The 18,274-nt window shown below is 69.4% G+C and carries 20 protein-coding genes; all 20 read left to right on the top strand.

Annotation, left to right across the window (positions count from 1 at the left end; genetic code table 11):
• Positions 1–24: 24 nt before the first annotated feature.
• A complete protein-coding gene (gene atpD / locus ACXJKM_RS04650) occupies positions 25–1,440 on the top strand; it encodes a F0F1 ATP synthase subunit beta (RefSeq protein ID WP_457350588.1) in 1,416 nt (471 codons plus the stop codon).
• Positions 1,441–1,538: 98 nt separating this feature from the next.
• Complete coding sequence (locus ACXJKM_RS04645) at positions 1,539–1,955, top strand: F0F1 ATP synthase subunit epsilon (RefSeq protein WP_056205540.1); 417 nt, start codon at positions 1,539–1,541, stop codon at positions 1,953–1,955.
• 63 nt (positions 1,956–2,018) lie between these two features.
• Entirely contained in the window at positions 2,019–2,819 is an 801-nt protein-coding gene (locus ACXJKM_RS04640; RefSeq protein ID WP_457350586.1) for a beta-ketoacyl synthase chain length factor, read from the top strand.
• Entirely contained in the window at positions 2,803–3,621 is an 819-nt protein-coding gene (locus ACXJKM_RS04635) for a lysophospholipid acyltransferase family protein (RefSeq protein ID WP_457350584.1), read from the top strand. Before ACXJKM_RS04640 ends, ACXJKM_RS04635 begins: the two co-directional genes overlap by 17 nt.
• Positions 3,599–3,862 (top strand): phosphopantetheine-binding protein, encoded by a 264-nt coding sequence (locus ACXJKM_RS04630; protein WP_056205536.1) that lies wholly within the window; start codon positions 3,599–3,601, stop codon positions 3,860–3,862. Before ACXJKM_RS04635 ends, ACXJKM_RS04630 begins: the two co-directional genes overlap by 23 nt.
• A 20-nt stretch (positions 3,863–3,882) precedes the next feature.
• Positions 3,883–4,176 (top strand): acyl carrier protein, encoded by a 294-nt coding sequence (locus ACXJKM_RS04625; RefSeq protein WP_056205534.1) that lies wholly within the window; start codon positions 3,883–3,885, stop codon positions 4,174–4,176.
• 19 nt (positions 4,177–4,195) lie between these two features.
• The gene (locus ACXJKM_RS04620) at positions 4,196–4,738 is read left to right on the top strand and encodes a COG4648 family protein (RefSeq protein WP_157282223.1); all 543 of its coding nucleotides are present in this window, start codon (positions 4,196–4,198) and stop codon (positions 4,736–4,738) included.
• The gene (locus ACXJKM_RS04615; RefSeq protein WP_457350582.1) at positions 4,728–6,419 is read left to right on the top strand and encodes an AMP-binding protein; all 1,692 of its coding nucleotides are present in this window, start codon (positions 4,728–4,730) and stop codon (positions 6,417–6,419) included. Before ACXJKM_RS04620 ends, ACXJKM_RS04615 begins: the two co-directional genes overlap by 11 nt.
• On the top strand, positions 6,416–7,153 hold the full coding sequence (locus ACXJKM_RS04610; RefSeq protein WP_457350580.1) for a glycosyltransferase family 2 protein: 738 nt from the start codon (positions 6,416–6,418) through the stop codon (positions 7,151–7,153). Before ACXJKM_RS04615 ends, ACXJKM_RS04610 begins: the two co-directional genes overlap by 4 nt.
• Positions 7,150–8,091, top strand: a complete 942-nt coding sequence (locus ACXJKM_RS04605) for an LpxL/LpxP family acyltransferase (protein ID WP_457350578.1) — start codon at positions 7,150–7,152, stop codon at positions 8,089–8,091. The genes ACXJKM_RS04610 and ACXJKM_RS04605 overlap by 4 nt, the downstream gene beginning before the upstream one ends.
• Positions 8,078–9,616, top strand: coding sequence for an HAL/PAL/TAL family ammonia-lyase (locus ACXJKM_RS04600; RefSeq protein ID WP_457350576.1), 1,539 nt, complete (start codon positions 8,078–8,080; stop codon positions 9,614–9,616). The genes ACXJKM_RS04605 and ACXJKM_RS04600 overlap by 14 nt, the downstream gene beginning before the upstream one ends.
• A complete protein-coding gene (locus ACXJKM_RS04595; RefSeq protein WP_457350574.1) occupies positions 9,603–10,034 on the top strand; it encodes an acyl-CoA thioesterase in 432 nt (143 codons plus the stop codon). The genes ACXJKM_RS04600 and ACXJKM_RS04595 overlap by 14 nt, the downstream gene beginning before the upstream one ends.
• Entirely contained in the window at positions 10,031–10,618 is a 588-nt protein-coding gene (locus ACXJKM_RS04590; protein WP_457350572.1) for an outer membrane lipoprotein carrier protein LolA, read from the top strand. The genes ACXJKM_RS04595 and ACXJKM_RS04590 overlap by 4 nt, the downstream gene beginning before the upstream one ends.
• Positions 10,611–12,908 (top strand): MMPL family transporter, encoded by a 2,298-nt coding sequence (locus ACXJKM_RS04585; RefSeq protein ID WP_457350570.1) that lies wholly within the window; start codon positions 10,611–10,613, stop codon positions 12,906–12,908. Before ACXJKM_RS04590 ends, ACXJKM_RS04585 begins: the two co-directional genes overlap by 8 nt.
• On the top strand, positions 12,889–14,121 hold the full coding sequence (locus ACXJKM_RS04580; RefSeq protein ID WP_457350568.1) for an NAD(P)/FAD-dependent oxidoreductase: 1,233 nt from the start codon (positions 12,889–12,891) through the stop codon (positions 14,119–14,121). Before ACXJKM_RS04585 ends, ACXJKM_RS04580 begins: the two co-directional genes overlap by 20 nt.
• Positions 14,109–14,672 carry a DUF3261 domain-containing protein gene (locus ACXJKM_RS04575; protein ID WP_457350566.1) on the top strand — a complete coding sequence of 188 codons (564 nt, stop codon included), beginning with the start codon at positions 14,109–14,111 and terminating at the stop codon, positions 14,670–14,672. The genes ACXJKM_RS04580 and ACXJKM_RS04575 overlap by 13 nt, the downstream gene beginning before the upstream one ends.
• Positions 14,672–15,844: a beta-ketoacyl-ACP synthase gene (locus ACXJKM_RS04570; RefSeq protein ID WP_457350564.1), complete on the top strand. Its 1,173-nt coding sequence runs from the start codon at positions 14,672–14,674 to the stop codon at positions 15,842–15,844. Before ACXJKM_RS04575 ends, ACXJKM_RS04570 begins: the two co-directional genes overlap by 1 nt.
• Positions 15,834–16,298: an ApeP family dehydratase gene (locus ACXJKM_RS04565; protein WP_457350562.1), complete on the top strand. Its 465-nt coding sequence runs from the start codon at positions 15,834–15,836 to the stop codon at positions 16,296–16,298. The genes ACXJKM_RS04570 and ACXJKM_RS04565 overlap by 11 nt, the downstream gene beginning before the upstream one ends.
• Complete coding sequence (gene fabG / locus ACXJKM_RS04560; protein WP_457350560.1) at positions 16,295–17,029, top strand: 3-oxoacyl-ACP reductase FabG; 735 nt, start codon at positions 16,295–16,297, stop codon at positions 17,027–17,029. The genes ACXJKM_RS04565 and fabG overlap by 4 nt, the downstream gene beginning before the upstream one ends.
• Positions 17,026–18,261, top strand: a complete 1,236-nt coding sequence (locus tag ACXJKM_RS04555; protein WP_056205506.1) for a beta-ketoacyl-ACP synthase — start codon at positions 17,026–17,028, stop codon at positions 18,259–18,261. Before fabG ends, ACXJKM_RS04555 begins: the two co-directional genes overlap by 4 nt.
• Positions 18,262–18,274: the final 13 nt, after the last annotated feature.

Genomic DNA, 18,274 nt, shown 5'->3' with positions numbered 1-18,274 from the left:
GAATTGAATTGAAGGAACGCAAAAATGGCTAACACTCAAGCAGCAGTCGGCAAGATCGTTCAGTGCATTGGCGCCGTCGTCGACGTGGAATTCCCGCGCGACCGCATGCCCAAGGTGTACGACGCGCTGAAGATGGAAGGCTCGGCCCTGACGCTGGAAGTCCAGCAGCAGCTGGGCGACGGCGTCGTCCGCACCATTGCGCTGGGTTCGTCCGACGGCCTGCGCCGCGGCACCGAAGTCTTCAACACCGGCGACACCATCAAGGTGCCGGTCGGCAAGGCAACCCTCGGCCGCATCATGGACGTGCTGGGCAACCCCATCGACGAACGTGGCCCGGTCTCTTCCGAGCTGACCGCCTCCATCCACCGCGCAGCACCCGCCTACGACGAGCTGAGCCCGTCGCAGGACCTGCTGGAAACCGGCATCAAGGTGATTGACCTGATCTGCCCGTTCGCCAAGGGCGGCAAGGTGGGTCTGTTCGGTGGCGCCGGCGTCGGCAAGACCGTCAACATGATGGAACTCATCAACAACATCGCCAAGGCGCACAGCGGCTTGTCCGTGTTTGCCGGCGTGGGTGAGCGCACCCGTGAGGGCAACGACTTCTATCACGAGATGTCGGACTCCGGCGTCGTGGTCCAGGACAAGCTGGAAGACTCCAAGGTCGCCATGGTCTACGGCCAGATGAACGAGCCCCCGGGCAACCGTCTGCGCGTGGCACTGACCGGCCTGACCATCGCCGAGTCGTTCCGCGACGAAGGCAAGGACGTGCTGTTCTTCGTGGACAACATCTACCGCTACACGCTGGCCGGCACGGAAGTGTCCGCACTGCTGGGCCGCATGCCTTCCGCCGTGGGCTACCAGCCGACGCTGGCCGAGGAAATGGGCCGCCTGCAAGAGCGCATCACGTCGACCAAGGTCGGCTCGATCACGTCCATCCAGGCCGTCTACGTCCCTGCCGATGACTTGACCGACCCGTCGCCCGCCACGACCTTCGCCCACTTGGACGCCACCGTCGTGCTGTCGCGTGACATCGCTTCGCTGGGCATCTACCCCGCCGTGGACCCGCTGGACTCGACCAGCCGCCAGATCGACCCCAACGTCGTCGGCGAAGAGCACTACACGACGACCCGTGCCGTGCAGCAGGTGCTGCAGCGCTACAAGGAACTGCGCGACATCATCGCCATCCTGGGCATGGACGAACTGTCGCCGGAAGACAAGCTGKCSGTCGCCCGCGCCCGCAAGATCCAGCGYTTCCTGTCGCAGCCTTTCCACGTSGCCGAAGTSTTCACCGGCTCGCCCGGCAAGTACGTGCCGCTGAAGGAAACCATCCGCGGCTTCAAGATGATCGTGGCCGGCGAGTGCGACCACCTGCCGGAGCAGGCGTTCTACATGGTCGGCACGATTGATGAGGCGTTTGAGAAGGCCAAGAAGATTCAATAAGGCATTGCGGGACAGACCTGGCCGAGGTACCCCTCGGACTGCTCTGTCCCCAACTGATCAAGTTTTGAATCTCTGCAACTCAGCCAAGGAAGATTGACATGGCAACCCTCCACGTCGACGTGGTCTCCGCCGAAGAGCTGATCTTCTCCGGCGAGGCCAAGTTCGTCGCCCTGCCGGGCGAGAGTGGCGAGCTCGGCATCCTGCCGAAGCACACGCCGCTGATCACTCGCATCAAGCCAGGCGCCGTGCGCATCGAGCGCCCGGACGGCACCGAAGAGTTCGTCTTCGTCGCCGGCGGCATTCTCGAAGTGCAGCCGAACCGCGTGACCGTGCTGGCCGACACCGCCATCCGCGGCAAGGACCTCGACGAAGCCAAGGCCATCGAGGCCAAGAAGCAAGCCGAGGAAGCGCTGAAGAACGCCAAGAGCGAACTCGACCAGGCCGCGATCCAGAACGAGCTGCTCACGCTGGCGGCCCAGGTCGCGGCGCTGCGTAAGTTCCGCGCGAAAAGCTAAGGGCATTCCCTGGCTCAACCGCAAGCCCGCCTCTTGGCGGGTTTTCTACTTTCAGACCCGCCCATGACCACGCCCACCGCTGCCCCCGTTGCCGCCCAGGACGGCCTGGCCCTGCACGTCGAGCAGTGGGCGGCGTGGGCGCCGGGTCTGGCATCCCAGGACGACTGGCGGGCCTGGCTGCGTCAGCCGCAACCGGTTACCGCCGACGCACCGGCCGCGCCACCGCTGCCGGAAGTGCCGGCGATGGCGCGGCGGCGCATCGACCCGCTGGGGCGCGCTGCCCTGCAGGTGGCCTATTGGGCCCAGCAGGGCGTCGACGCGGCGGCGCTGGCGGCCATGCCACTGGTGTTCGCGTCGCGCTGGGGAGAATTGGCGCGCTCGGTCGCCATGCTGCGGGACCTGGCTCAGGGCGAGGCGCTGTCACCGACCGCCTTCAGCCACTCGGTGCACAACGCCATCGGCGCCCAGTACTCCATCCAGCGCGGTATCACCGCCAATGTCAGCGCGGTGGCCGCGGGCGAGGTCAGCGCCGCCGCCGGCTGGATCGAGGCCCAGGCGCTGCTCGCCGCCGTCGCGCCGGCCGTGCTGCTGACCGTGTTCGACGCGCCGCTGCCGGCGCTGTACGCCCACACCGGGCTGGATGCTCTGATCGCGCCGCCGCATGCCTATGCCCTGCGCCTGCGTTTGGCGCGCGCCGGCGAGCCGGCCGTGCAACTGACGCGCCAGGTCTCGCTCGCGCATGCGTCGCCCAGCACGTTGTCACCCAATCTGCAGGTGCTGCAGTGGCTGCTCGACCCCGCCGCCGAGCTGCGCCAGGTGGACGGCGCCGCGGACTGGCAGTGGCGCCATGTCGTCGCTCGATAGCCTGCTGCCCGACTGGTCCCGGGCCTGGTCCCGCGCCTGGCGCGTGCCGGCCACGGGTCTGAGCTTCGCCTGCTTCGGCATCGGCGGCCTGCTGATGGGCGTGCTGGCCTTCCCGCTGATCAACCTGCTGGTGTGGAACCCGGTGCGCCGCATCCGCTGGTCGCGTGCGCTGGTGGGAGCCAGCTTTCGCGGCTTCATCGGCCTGATGACGCTGCTTGGCCTGGTGAGGGTGCGGTGGTCGGGCGCCGAGCGCCTGCAGCGGCGTGGCCTGCTGGTGCTGGCCAACCACCCGACGCTGATCGACGTGGTGGCGCTGATCGCGCGCACGCCCAATGCCGATTGCGTCGTGCGTGCCGGGCTGGGCGACAACCCCTTCACCTGGGGGCCGGTGCGGGCCTGCAACTATTTGCGTAACGACCGTGGCAGCGAGGTGTTGGAAGGTTTCAACGCCAGCCTCCAGGCGGGCAGCAATCTGGTAATTTTTCCCGAAGGCACCCGAAGCAGCCCCGGGCATGCTTTGCAGTTGCAGCGCGGTGCGGCCCAATTGGCCCTGCGCACGGGCGTGGCCATCACGCCAGTGCGCATTCGCTGCGAGCCGCTGGGATTGAGCAAAGGCTGGCCGTGGTGGAAAACCCACGACCGGCCGTTACACCTGAGTCTGGATGTGGGCGAGGACATCGCCGTGACACCCTTTCTAGAGGGTGCTCACGGAGAATTCCCGCTCGCTGCAAGACGGCTCACGGGATACTTGCGGGACTATTTTTCTGGGGGAAAAGGCGATGGAACAGAGCCTGGAACTTGAAATCAAGACCTTGCTCATCGACGCCTTGAATCTCGAGGACATGAGCGCAGACGACATCGACGCCGAGCAGCCGCTCTTCGTCGAAGGCCTCGGCCTGGATTCCATCGACGCGCTCGAGCTGGGCCTGGCGCTGCAAAAGCGCTATGGCGTCACCATGTCGGCCGATTCGGAGGAAACCCGCCGCCATTTCCGCTCCATCCGGGCTTTGGCAGCTTTCGTGGCCACGAGCCGCAAGGGCTGAATCGCCAGGGAGTTCACACCATGACCGAACACGACATCTACACGCGCCTGTCGGCCATCCTGGTCGAGACCTTCGACATCGAGCCCGAGCGCATCCGCCCGGAAGCCCGGCTGTACGACGACCTGGACATCGACTCCATCGACGCGGTGGACCTCATCGTCAAGCTCAAGCCCCTGGTGGGCAAGCGCCTGCAGCCCGAGGCCTTCAAATCGGTGCGCACGCTGCAGGACGTCGTCAACGCCCTGACCGCGCTGCTGCAGCAGGCCGAAGAAACCACCGGTGAAGACGAGGCCGCGCTGCCGCGCGCCGCCTGATCCCGTTTCTCGCCCCAGCGTGCGCAACATCCTCTGGGTGGCGCTGACCGCCCTCTATCCCGTTCTCGTCTACCTGGGTCTCGCACACGCCGAGCCCCGGGTACTGGCGCTGCTGCTTCTCGCTCTGGCGCTGGCGCGCTACCTCGCGTCGCGCAGCCAGCAGGCCCTCGCGATCGCGCTGGCCGGCCTGGTGCTGGCCGCGTTGACGGCCTGGTCCAACCAGCTGCTGCCGCTGAAGATCTACCCGGTGGCGATGAACCTGGCCATGCTGGTGCTCTTCGGCGCCAGCCTGTTCAAGGGCCAGACCGTCGTCGAGCGCCTGGCGCGCCTGCACGACCCCGAGCTGGACGCCCATGGGGTGGCCTACACGCGCCGCGTCACCATCGTCTGGTGCGGCTTCTTCATCGTCAACGGCAGCATCAGCCTGGCGACGGCCCTGTGGGCCAGCGAGCAGACCTGGGCGCTGTACAACGGCTTCATCACTTACGGGCTGATGGGCACCCTGATGGGCGGCGAGTGGCTGGTGCGCCGCCGCGTACGAGCCGGCAAGCATGTGGCGTGAACTGCGCCTCGGCCTTGCCGRTGCCCTGAGCCCGGCGCGGGCCGCTCAGCCCGTGGGTTGGCGTTCCGGCCGGGCTGTCATGTCGGCCGAGTTCCTGGCCCAGGCCGCTGGCTGGTTCGCGCATTTCCAGGCGCTGGCGACGGGCGACGTCGCACTGCATTTCGAAGACACCCTGCACGCCACCGCCGCGCTGTTCGGCGCCTGGCATGCCCGCAAGACCGTCTGGTGGCCCGGTGACGCGCTGCCGGCCACGGCGCAGCGGCTGTCCGAACAGGTGGGGGCGTTTGCCGGCGACTGGCCTGGCCGCAGCGATGCCACTGCCACCGTGGCCAATGCGCCCGTGCCGGATTGGCAGTCGCTGGACCCGCAGGCGCCCCAACTCGTCGTCTTCACCTCCGGCAGTAGCGGCGAGCCCAGCGCCATCCCCAAGCAGCTGCACCAGTTGTTCGACGAGGTGCGCGCGCTGGAAGCCGAGTTCGGTGCGCGCCTGGACGGCGCCACGGTTCACGCCACCGTCAGCCACCAGCACATCTATGGCCTGCTGTTCCGCGTGCTGTGGCCGCTGGCGGCCGGCAGGCCCACCGCGGCGAACCGCGTGGCCTATCTGGAAGACCTGCATGCCGTGCCCGGCCGCATCGCGCTGATCGCCAGCCCGGCCCACCTGAAGCGCCTGCAGCTCGCCGTCACCGGCGACCTGCCCGAGCGCTTGGCGGCGGTGTTCAGCTCCGGCGGCCCGCTGCCAGCCGATGCGCTGGCCCCCTGCGCCGAGCGCCTGGGTCAGACGCCCATCGAGGTCTACGGCAGCAGCGAGACCGGCGGCGTGGCCTGGCGCCAGCGCCCGCCCGGCGCGGGCGATGCCGAGCCCTGGCGCGCGCTGCCCGGCGTCGAATGGCAGCTGAGCGACGGCCAACTGCAACTGCGTTCGGCCCATATCGGTGGCGATGACTGGTACACGGCCGCCGACCATGCGCGCGCCGAAGGCCCCGGCTTCGTGCTGCTCGGCCGCGCGGACCGCATCGTCAAGGTGGAAGAAAAGCGCGTGTCGCTGGCCGCCGTCGAGCAGGCCCTGCTGGCCAGCGGCCAGGTGCAGGAAGCCCGCGCGCTGCTGCTGCCGGGCTCGCGCCAGGAGCTGGGCGTCGTGTTGGTGCCCACGCCCGAGGCCTGGGGCGCCATCGACCAGGCCGGCCGCGCTGCATGGCTCGCGCCGCTGCGCGAACGCCTGGCCGCCCAGCTGGAGTCCACCGTGCGCCCGCGCCGCTGGCGCCTCGTCAGCGAATTCCCCGCCAACACCCAGGGCAAGACCACTCAGGCCGCATTGCAGGCCTTGTTCGACCCCATGCGCCCGCCCGCCCGGGTGCTGATGCGTGAGGCGCTGACGGTGCGGCTGCGCGTCGACATCGAGGCCCGCCATCCCGGCTTCGAAGGGCACTTTGAGGGCCAGCCTGTGCTGCCGGGCGTCGTGCAGCTGGATTGGGCAGAACGCTTTGCACGCGAGCTGTTCGCACTGCAGCCGGCCTTTGCCGGGCTGGACCAGCTCAAGTTCCAGCAGGTCATCCGCCCCGGCGGCACCGTGGACCTCGAGCTGACCATCAATGCCGACGGCAGCGAGCTGCGTTTCGCGCTGACCAGCGAGCGCGGCGCGCACGCCAGTGGCAAGCTGCGCTTTGGAGCCGGCGTGTGAAGGTTTGCGCCGTCATTCCTGTTTACAACCATGGCGGTACGGTCGGTGGCGTTGCGGCCAAGCTGCGCGAGCAGGGCCTGCCGGTGCTGCTGGTGGACGATGGCAGCGCAGCCGCCACGGCAGCGCAGCTCGACGCCTTGGCGCGGCAGGACGGCATCCAGCTGCTGCGCCTGCCGCACAACCAGGGCAAGGGCGTGGCCGTCATCGCCGGCATGCGCCTGGCGGTCGAGCAGGGCTACACCCATGGCCTGCAGATCGATGCCGACGGCCAGCATGACGCCTTCGATGCCTCGCGCTTCGTGGCCGCCGCCCAGGCACACCCTGAGGCGCTGATCTGCGGCTGCCCCATCTACGACGCGTCCGTGCCGCGCGCGCGGCTGTACGGCCGCTACGCCACCCACATCTGGGTCTGGATCAACACGCTGAGTTTCGCCGTGCGCGACTCGATGTGCGGCTTTCGCATCTACCCGCTGGCCACCACGCTGCCGCAGCTGGCGCACGCGTCCATGGGCCGGCGCATGGACTTCGACACCGAGATCGCCGTGCGCCTCGTCTGGGCCGGCGTGCCGGTCGTCAACCAGCCCACGCGCGTGCACTATCCGGTCGGCGGCATCTCGCACTTCCGCGTCTGGCGCGACAACGTGCTGATCTCGGCCATGCACACGCGGCTCTTCTTCGGCATGCTGTGGCGCGCGCCGTTGCTGCTGGCGCGCAAGCTGCGGAGCAATCCATGACAGTGCGCGCTCAGCACTGGGCGTCGTTGGGTGAAACGACCTTCGTCAGCGGTATCTGGCTGCTGTACGGCGTGCACAAGCTCTTCGGCCGGCGCCTGGTTCGCTGGGCCATGTTTCCCGTGGTGGTGTTGCATTGGCTGACGCGCCCGGCGCTGCGCCGCTCATCGCTGGACTATCTGCGCCAATTGCACCGTGCCGAACCGGGCGTGTTCAAGCGTGAACCCGATTGGCGCGAAGGGCTGCGCCACGTCGCCTGCTTTGCCGAGACCATGCTCGACAAGCTGCTGGCCATGGCCGGTCGCTACCCGGCCGAGTGCGTGCGCGAGCAGGACTTCTCTCTCGTCGACGCCATGGTGGCCCGGGGCCAGGGCGGCATCTTCATCACTGCCCACATGGGCTGCCTGGAGCTGTGCCGCATGGTGGGCCGGACCAAGCAGGACCTGAAGCTGACGGTGCTGGTGCACACCCGCCACGCCCAGGCCTTCAACCGCATCCTCAAGCGCCTGGACCCGAGCTCCGCCGTCAACCTGCTGGAGGTCACCGACTTCGGGCCGGCCATGGCCATGCAGCTCAAGGAGCTGGTGGACGCCGGCGGCTGGATCGCCATCGCCGGCGACCGCGTGCCCATCCAATCCGCGCAGACCGTCAGCGTCGACTTCCTCGGTGCACCGGCGCCGCTGCCCGTCGGCGCCTATGTGCTGGCCGGTGTGCTGCACTGCCCGCTGGTGCTGCTGACCTGTTTGCACCGGGGTGCCGGCTATGAGATCCGCTTCGAGGTGCTGACCGAGCACATCAGCCTGCCGCGCGCCGGGCGCCGCGAGGCTCTGGCCCAATACGCCCAGAGCTACGCACGGATCCTGCAGCGCCGCCTGCGCGAATCGCCCTATGACTGGTTCAACTTCTACGCTTTCTGGGACAGCCCGCATGCCGTTGCCTGAGATTGTTTTCGATGGCCGCCCGCTGAGCCTGGACGACATCGCCGCCATCTCCCGCCGCGAGGCCCGCGCGCGTCTGAGCACCGCGCCTGATTTCGTGCCCCACATCGACGCTGGCGCCGAGTTCATCGCCCGCCTGCTGGCCGAGGACGGTGTCGTCTACGGTGTCACCACCGGCTATGGCGACTCCTGCACCGTCAGCATTCCGCCTGCGCTCGTGGCCGAGCTGCCGCGCCACCTCTACACCTACCACGGCATCGGCGCAGGCCCCATGCTGGCGCCCGAGCAGGTGCGCGCCGTGCTGGCCGTGCGGCTGCAGTCGCTGGCGCAGGGCGTGTCGGGCGTGAGCTACGCCTTGCTGCAACAGTTGGCCGCCCTGATCGAGCACGACATCCTGCCCTTGATCCCCAGCGAAGGTTCGGTCGGCGCGAGCGGTGACCTTACGCCGCTGAGCTATGTCGCCGCCGTGCTGTGCGGCGAGCGCGAGGTGTGGTTCCAGGGCCGGCAGATGCCGGCGGCCGAGGCCCTTGCGGCCGTCGGCCTGAAGCCGCACACGCTGCGCCCCAAGGAAGGCCTGGCCATCATGAACGGCACGGCCGTCATGACGGCGCTGGCCTGCCTGGCCTTCCAGCGCGCCGAGAGGCTGTCGCGCTTGGCCACGCGCATCACGGCGGCCAATGTCGTCGCCAGTGCCGGCAACGCCCATCATTTCGACGAGCGCTTGTTCGCGGTCAAGCCGCATGCCGGCCAGCAGCGCGTCGCCGCGCGGCTGCGCACCGACCTCGCCAGCGACAGGCCCTCGCGCAACGAGCAGCGCCTGCAAGACCGCTACTCGCTGCGCTGCGCGCCCCACGTCATCGGCGTGCTGGAAGACGCGCTGCCCTGGCTGCGCCAGCTCATCGAGAACGAGCTGAACAGCGCCAACGACAACCCGCTGGTGGACGCCGTCGAGGAGCGCGTGCTGCACGGCGGCCATTTCTACGGCGGCCATATCGCCATGGCCATGGACACGCTGAAGACGGCCGTCGCCAACGTCGCCGACCTGCTCGACCGCCAACTCGCCCTGCTGGTGGACACACGCTTCAACCACGGGCTGCCGTCGAACCTGAGCGGTGCCCTGGGCGAGCGCGCCGCCATCAACCACGGACTGAAGGCGCTGCAGATCAGTGTCTCTGCCTGGACGGCGGAGGCCCTGAAGCAGACCATGCCGGCCTCGGTCTTCAGCCGCAGCACCGAATGCCACAACCAGGACAAGGTCAGCATGGGCAGCATCGCCGCCCGTGATGCGCTGCGCGTGCTGGACCTCAGCGAGCAGGTCGTTGCCGGCCTGCTCATCAGCGCCCGCCAGGGCCTGGGGCTGCGCCAGCGCCTGGGCGGCCTGCAGCTGAGCCCGTCGCTGTCGGCCTGGTACGAGCAGCTGTGTGCCCGCCTGCCGCTGATCGACGAAGACCGCGCGCTGGACGCCGAGCTGCAGGCGTTGCTGCGCGACATCCGCGATCCGCATGGAGCCCTGCATGCGCCTGCGTGAAGACCCGCGCCTGGCCCACGAGATCGAGATCACGCCGGCCTTCCACGATCTCGATCCGATGGAGATCGTCTGGCACGGCCGCTATGTGCAGTACCTGGAGCAGGCGCGCTGTGCGCTGCTGCAGCGCTTCAACTACGACTATCCGCAGATGCGCGCCAGCGGCTACTCGTGGCCCATCATCCATCTGCAGCTGAAGTACGTGCGCCCCGCCGAATACGGCATGCGCCTGGGCGTGCGCGCCTGCATCACCGAGTGGGAGCACCGCCTGCGCATCGACTACACGGTGCGCGACATCGCCACCAACGCGCGCCTGACCCGGGCCCACACGCTGATGGTGGCCGTGGACATGCGCAGCAAGGAAATGCAGTTCGCCAGCCCGCCTATCCTGTTTGAACGTCTGGGCATCCCCCTGCCATGAAGCGCCGCACCCTTCTTCTCGCCACCTTGCCGCTGCCGGCCCTGGCCGATGCCATCGCCCAGGTTCAGCAGCGCCTCGTCAGCACGCCGGTGCAGCGCGGTGGCTTCCAGCAGGACAAGCAGCTTGCCGGCTTCGCCAAGCCGCTGAAGAGCCAGGGTGACTACCTGTTGGTGCGCGGCAAGGGCCTGATCTGGCGCACGACGGCGCCGTTCGCCAGCCAGCTGGTGCTGACGCGCGACCGCATCGCCGGTGGTGGCGGCCTGCAGCTGGATGCCAGCAAGGAGCCCGGCATCCGCGTCGTGACCCAGCTGATGCTGTCGCTGCTGGACGGCGACCTCGGCGCGCTGCAGCAGGCCTTCGAGGTGCAGGCCAGCCTGGTGGGCGACAAGGCCTGGCGCGCCGCACTGAAGCCGAAGGCCGCGGCCCTGGCCCAGCTCTTCAGCCGCATCGAGCTGGAGGGCGATCGCCAGCTGCGCCGCATCGTCATGACCGAGGCCCAGGGCGACACGACGACGCTGCGTTTCGACGAGCAGGCGCGCGAGCCCGCTGCCCCCAGCGCTGACGAGGCCAAACAGCTTGGTTGATCGCGCCAGCCGCCTAGCGCCCTGGTTGTGGGCGCTCGCGCTGCTGCTGATGGCCGCAGCCCTGGCCCTGGCTGCATGCAAGGGCCGTGTGCGCATCAACACCGATGTGCTGGCCATGCTGCCCAAGGACGAGCGCCGGCCCGAGGTCGAGCAGGCGATGACCGCCCTGGCCAAGGCAGGGGAGGGCCGCGTCATCGTCATGCTGCGCGCGCCCCAGGGCAGTGAAGCGGCGATGGATCGCTTCATTGCCAAGCTGCAGGTCGAGGTGCCCGGCATCAAGCTCAGGCACCGTGTGTCCGACGCCCAGCAGGCCGACTGGCTGAGCTTCTTCGCCCCGCAACGCGGCGCACTGCTGACCGACGCCCAGCGCCAGTCCCTGCAGACCGCCCCTTCGGAAGCGCTGGCTCAACAGGCGCTGACCAGCCTGATGCAGCCCATGGGCCTGCCGCGCGTGGGCCGCTGGATCGATGACCCCTTCAACACCCTCGGGGCATGGCTCGCCGAGCGAGCCCAGGGCAGCAAGGTGCGCGCTCTGGACGGCCGCCTGCGCCTGGCCGATGCCCAGGGCGACTGGATGCTGGCCCTCATCGACAGCGGCGCCAGCGCCTTCGCGCTGGGCGACAACGAGCGCATCGCCGAAGCCCTCGCCAAGGCCCGCGCTGCCGTGCCCGAGGCCCAGGTGCTGGCTGCCGGCGTGCCCCTGCATGCGCATGCCGCGGCCGCGCAGGCCCAGCGCGAGATGCATCTCATCGGCGTGGGCTCGCTCGTCGGCGTGTTTGCGCTGAGCTGGTTCGCCTTCGCCCGCATCCGGCCGCGCCTGCTGGTGTTGCTGTCGGTGGGCAGCGGCCTGCTGGTGGCCGTGGCGGCGACGTTGGCGGTGTTTGGCGAGCTGCACCTGATCACGCTGGTGTTCGGTGCCAGCCTTGTCGGCGTGGCCGAGAACTACGCCAGCAGCCACTACAGCAGCCGCATCGCCCAGCCGCCGGCGCAGCGCTTCGCCTTGATGCGCGAGCAACTGCCCACCATGGTGCTGGCGCTCAGCACGACGCTGGCCGGCTATGCGCTGCTGGCAACGACACCTTTCCCCGGCCTGCAGCAGGTCGCGCTGTTCTCGGCCGCCGGCCTGACGGCGGCCTTCGTCAGCACCTGGCTGTGGTTCCCGCATCTGGACGCCGGCCCCGTGCCCGTGCGGCCGCTGACGCGCGCGTTGGGCCGCGCCTGGCAGCGCTGGCCGCAGCTGACCTGGCGCAGCGGCCTGATCGGCGGCGTTGTCATCGCCGCTCTGTTGGCTGCTGCCGCCTGGCGCGGCCAGGCCAACGACGACATCCGCCTGCTGCAGAACACGCCGCCCGCGCTGATGCAGGAGCAGATCGACATCGGCCGGCGGCTGGACCTGCCCAGCCCGGCGCAGTTCTATCTGCTCACTGCGGGCAGCGAGGCCGTGCTTCTGGAGCGCGAGGAAGCTCTCAAGGCCAAGCTCGCCAGCACGCCCGGTATCGCCGGCTGGCAGGCCGTTTCCGACTGGGTGCCTTCGCCGGCCCGTCAGGCCGGCGATGCGGCCCTGGTGCAGCGCCGCTGGGCCGAGGTGTCGCTGCTGGTGGCCGAGCAACTGGGTCAGCCCCTGCCCCAGCGCGATGCCGTCGCGGCGCCGGTACTGACGGTGGAGGCCTGGCGCACCGCCCCTGTCAGCGAGGCGGCGCGCCACCAGTGGCTGGGCCGCGATGCCGACGGCCGCTGGCACAGCGTGCTGATGCTGCGCGGCGTGTCGCGCGAGGTGCTGCCGCAACTAGCGGCACTCGCCGATGGCACGACGGTGCGCTGGGTCGACAAGGTGGCCGATGTGTCCGAGCTGCTGGCCCGCCAACGCATCCGCATGCTCGGCGTGCTGGTCATCGCCGTGGCGGCCGTCGCCGCCTTGCTGGCCTGGCGCCTCGGCGCTGCCTGGTGGCGGGCCCTGGTGCCCACCCTGCTGGCCGGCAGCCTGGCACTGGCTGCGACGGCCCTGGCCGGCCAGCCCTGGCAGCTCTTCCACGTGCTGGCCCTGCTGCTGCTGCTCGGCGTGGGGGTGGACTACGGCATCTTCCTGCTCGCCCAGCCCAGTCGGCGCGACCTGCGCGGCTTCGTCTCCATCACACTCGCGGCCGCCAGCACCTGGCTGTCCTTCGGGTTGTTGGCCCTGTCCGGCACGCCGGCATTGCGGGCCTTCGGCCTGACCCTGGGACTGGGAATTGCCCTGGCCTGGTTCCTCACCCCTTTCTTCGTCAACGACCATGACCCTCGAAACGACTGACGTCTGCATCATCGGCGCAGGCCCTGCAGGCGCCGTCGCTGCGGCCCTGCTGCGCCGCCAGGGCCTGGCCGTGACCGTGCTGGAGCGCCAGCTCTTTCCACGCTTCTCCATCGGTGAGAGCCTGCTGCCACAGTCCATGGCCTATATCGAGAAGGCGGGGCTGCTGCAGGACGTCGTCGAGGCCGGCTTCCAGTTCAAGAACGGCGCGGCCTTCTGCCGCGGCCCCAAGCGCACCGCTTTCGACTTCCGCGACAAGTTCACGCCCGGTTGGGGCACGACCTACCAGGTGCAGCGCGCCCATTTCGACCAGGTGCTGGCCAATGGCGCCGCCAAGGCCGGCGCCGATGTGCGCTACCGCCACGAGGTGACGGCTGTGCGCGTCGCGGCAGGTCAACGCCCGCAGATCGACGTGCAGCCGCTGGACGGCGGCGCGGCCTACACCGTCGAAGCCGGCCATCTGCTGGACGCCAGCGGCTTCGGCCGCACGCTGCCGCGCCTGCTGGACCTGGAGACGCCCTCGGCCTTCCCCGTGCGCGCCGCCACCTTCACGCATGTGCAGGACCGCATCAGCGACCCGACGTTTGACCGCACCAAGATCCTCGTCACCGTGCATCCGGACGACGTGGACGTGTGGTTCTGGACCATCCCCTTCAGTAACGGCCGTTGCTCGCTGGGCGTCGTCGCGCGGGCCGAATACTTCGACCGCTTCCCCGAGGACGCGACGGAGCGACTGAAGGCCGTCGTCGCCGAGACACCCTCGCTGGCCGCGCTGCTGAAGGACGCCGTCTGGGACACGCCGGCCAACAAGCTGCAGGGTTATGCCGCCAATGTGAAGTCGCTGTGGGGCCCGGGCTTCGCGCTGCTGGGCAATGCGGGCGAGTTCCTGGACCCGGTGTTCTCCAGCGGCGTGACCATCGCCGTCAAGTCGGCCGACCTGGCGGTCACGGCGCTGCTGCGCGAGCGCGCCGGCGAGGCGGTGGACTGGGAGAAGGATTACGCCAAGCCCTTGCGCGCCGGCGTGGACGCCTTCCGTGCCTTTGTGGAGAGCTGGTACCGCGGCGGCTTCCAGGACGTCATCTTCCACCAGGACCAGAACCCCGACATCCGCCGCATGATCTCGTCCATCCTCGCTGGTTATGCCTGGGATTTGACCAACCCCTACGTCGCTCACCCCGAGCGCATGCGCACGCTGGAGCAGTTGTGCGCCCCCTGATCCTGTTCGCTGCGCTGTTGCTGTCGGCCTGCCAGACGCTGCCGCCACCGGCCGCGCTGCCGCCGCTGCAACTGGCGCCGGCCGCCTTTGGCGCCGAGCTGTCGCTGGCGCAGCGGCTGACGGTGACGGACGCACCCGAAGCGCCCAGCGATGCGAACGGCGCCGTCACCGAGCGCCAGCTCGACACACTGCTGCAGGTCGACGCCAAGCAATTGCAGCTCGTCGGCCTGGCCTTTGGCCAGCGCGTGCTGACGATGCAATGGGACGGCCGCGAGCTGAACGTCAAGCGCCACCCCATGCTGCCCGCCGCCGTCGACCCGGCGCGCGTGCTGCGCGACGTGGCCCTGGTCTTTGCGCCGCTGCCCGCGCTGCAGGCCGCGCTGCCGGCCGGTTGGACGCTGGATGAGTCGCGCAACGAGCGCACGCTGCGCCAGGCCGGCGAGACGCGCCTGACCGTGCGCTACCTGGACGGCCGCGCGCGTGTCGAGATCGACAATCGCGCCGAGCACTATCAACTGCGCATTGAATCCCGCTCGCTGGAGGGCGGCTGATGAACTTCTACCTGAACGCCCTCGGCGTCGTCTGCGCCGCCGGCCATGACGCCGACACGCTGGCCGAGTCGCTTTGGGCCACCACGCCCAGCGGCGTCGAAGCCGAAGCCTGGCGCGGCCGCACCCTGCACCTGGGCCGCGTGCGCCAGCCGCTGCCCCTGCCCGCCGCCGCCGCCCAGCGCAGCCGCAACAACGCCCTGCTGCTGACCGCGCTGCAACCCATCCGCACCGCGGTGGATGCAGCCATAGCCCGCTTCGGCCCGCTGCGCGTGGCCATCGTGCTCGGCACCAGCACCTCCGGCGTGGGCGAGAGCGAAGCCGCCTGGGGCCACCACCGCGAGCACGGCGAACTGCCGGCCTGGCATGACGTGCGTCAGCAGGAGATCGGCTCCGGCGCCGCGCTGCTGGCCGCCGAGCTCGGCACGCTGGGCCCGGCCTATGTCATCTCCACGGCCTGCTCGTCCAGCAGCAAGGCCCTGGCCAGTGCGGCGCGGTTGCTGCAGTCGGGCCTGGCGGATGCCGTCATCTGCGGCGGTGCCGACAGCCTGTGCGACTTCACCGTCGCCGGTTTTGCCGCACTGGAGGCCGTCAGCGACGCGCGCTGCAATCCCATGAGCGCCCAGCGCTGCGGCATCAACATCGGCGAGGCCGGCGCACTTTTCCTGATGACGCGTGAAAGAGGCGAAGGCCCGGCCGTCCGCCTGGCCGGCTGGGGCGAGACCAGCGACGCCCATCACATCTCCGCGCCCGAGCCCAACGGCCGCGGTGCCGAGGCCGCGATGCGCGCGGCCCTGGACATGGCGGGCCTCACGCCTGCCGACATCGGCTACCTCAACCTGCATGGCACGGCCACGCCGCACAACGATGCGATGGAGAGCGAAGCGGTAGCGCGGGTCTTCGGCCTGGACACGCCCTGCAGTTCCACCAAGCCGCTGACCGGCCATACGCTGGGCGCCGCCGGTGCGCTGGAGGCCGCCATCGGCTGGTTGACCCTGCTGGGCGACGGCGCCCTGCCGGCCCACCATTTCGACGGCGAGCGCGATGCCGCGCTGCCCGCCATCCGCCTGGTTTCACCGGGCGAGCGCCTGGCTGCCGCGCCGCGCGCCGTGTTGTCCAATTCCTTTGCGTTTGGCGGCAGCAACGCCGCCCTGGTGTTGACCCGTGAAGACTGAACCCACCATCGCCGACCTCGTGCCGCACCGCGGCGCCATGAGCTGGCTCGACCGCGTCATTGAAGCCGATGCCGAGTCGCTGCTGGCCGAGGCCACCGTGCGCGCCGACCATCTGCTGGTGCAGGGTGGCCAGCTCAGCGCATCGGCCGGCGTCGAATACATGGCCCAGGCGGCCGCCGCATGGGCCGGCTATCAACGCCACCTCCATGCCGATGAAGGCGGGGCCGCCCGCATCGGCTTCCTGCTCGGCACGCGCCGCTACCAGTGCAGCCGCGCGGCCTTCGTCGTCGGCGATGTGCTGCGCGTGCAGGTGCAGCGCCTCTTCCAGGCCGACAACGGCCTGGGCCAGTTTGAGTGCGTCATCAGCATCGATGGCGCCGAGGTGGCGCGCGCCAGCCTCAATGTCTTCGGGCCCGACGACCCGGAGGCTTTCCTGAACGGACAGACCCCATGAGTACTCCCCATACCGTGCTGGTGACCGGCTCCAGCCGCGGCATCGGCCGCGCCATCGCCCTGCGGCTGGCGCGCGACGGCTACGACGTCGTCATCCATTGCCGCAGCCGCCGAGAAGAGGCCGAGGCCGTCGCCCAGGCCGTGCGCGACCTTGGCCGCCAGGCCCGCGTGCTGGCCTTCGACGTGGCCGATCGCGCCGCCACTGCTGCCGCGTTGGAGGCTGATGTGGAGGCCCATGGCTGCTATTACGGCGTCGTCTGCAATGCCGGCATTGCCCGCGACGGCGCCTTCCCGGCGTTGACCGGTGAGGACTGGGACGCCGTCATCCACACCAACCTCGACGCCTTCTACAACGTGCTGCAGCCGCTGACCATGCCGCTGGTGCGCCGCCGCAAGCCGGGCCGCATCGTCACGCTGGCCTCGGTCTCGGGCCTGATGGGCAACCGCGGGCAGGTCAACTACAGTGCCGCCAAGGCCGGCATCATCGGCGCTAGCAAGGCGCTGGCCGTCGAGCTGGCCAGCCGCAAGATCACGGTCAACTGCGTGGCGCCGGGCCTCATCGAGACGGACATGATCGACGCCGAAGTGCTGGAGCACGCGCTGAAGTTGATCCCGGCGCAGCGCGTCGGCCAGCCCGAAGAGGTGGCGGCGCTGGTGGCCTTCTTGATGAGCGAAGACGCCGCGTACATCACGCGGCAAGTGATATCGGTAAACGGGGGGATGGTCGGGTGAGCAACAAGAGAGTCGTCATCACCGGCATCGGCGCGTTGTCGCCGCTGGGGCATGACGCAGAAACCGTCATGGACAGCCTGCGCGCCGAGACCAACAAGGTCCAGCGCATGGCCGACTGGGCCGCCTACGAGGGCCTGAACACGCAGGTCGGCGTGCCCTGCGCACCCTTCGAGCTGCCGGCCGACCGCTACAACCGCAAGACCATGCGCAGCATGGGCCGCGTGGCGCAGATGGCCACGCGCTCGGCCGAACTGGCGCTGGAACAGGCCGGCCTCATCGGCGACCCGCTGCTGACCAGCGGCCGCATGGGCGTGAGCTTCGGCAGCTCCAGCGGCACGCCCAGCGCCATCGGCGACTTCGGCCGCATGATGACCGTCAAGAGCATCGAGGGCATCAACGCCAACACCTACGTGAAGATGATGTCGCACACCGCGACCGTCAACATCGCGGTGTTCTTCGGCATCACCGGCCGCATCATCACGACGAGCAGCGCCTGCACCTCGGGCAGCCAGGGCCTGGGCTATGCCTACGAGGCCATCCAGAGCGGCCGCCAGGTCGCCATGCTGGCCGGCGGCGCCGAGGAACTGGACCCGACCCAGGCCGCCGTGTTCGACACGCTGTTCGCGACCAGCACCAAGTACAACGACCAGCCACGCCTGACGCCGCGCCCCTTCGACGCCGACCGCGACGGCCTGGTGTTGGGCGAGGGCGCCTGCACCTTCGTGCTGGAGGAGTACGAGCATGCCAAGGCGCGCGGCGCCAAGATGCTGGGCGAGATCGTCGGCTACGGCACCAACTGCGACGGCACCCACGTCACGCAGCCACAGTCCTCGACCATGGCCCAGGCCATGCGGCTCGCGCTGGAAGACGCCGGCCTGCCCGCCACTGCCATCCCCTACGTCAACGCTCACGGCACCAGCACCGACCAGGGCGACGTGGCCGAGAGCCAGGGCACGCAAAGCATCTTTGGCACCGGTGTGGCGATCTCGTCGCTGAAGAGCTATATGGGCCACACCCTGGGCGCCTGCGGTGCACTGGAGGCCTGGATGACGCTGGAGATGATGAACGCCGACTGGTTCGCGCCCACCATCAACCTCAAGCGCGTCGACCCGCGCTGCGGCGATCTCGACTATGTGTTGAGTGGCGGCCGCGTGCTGCAGACCGAGTTCGCGATGACGAACAATTTCGCCTTCGGCGGCATCAACACTTCGTTGATCCTGCGCCGCCTTTGATTTCGACAACCCG

The organism is Roseateles sp. P5_D6 (genome assembly GCF_054049415.1).
Note: the sequence above shows the minus strand (reverse complement) of the source record. Positions and strands in the feature narration are given on the sequence as shown.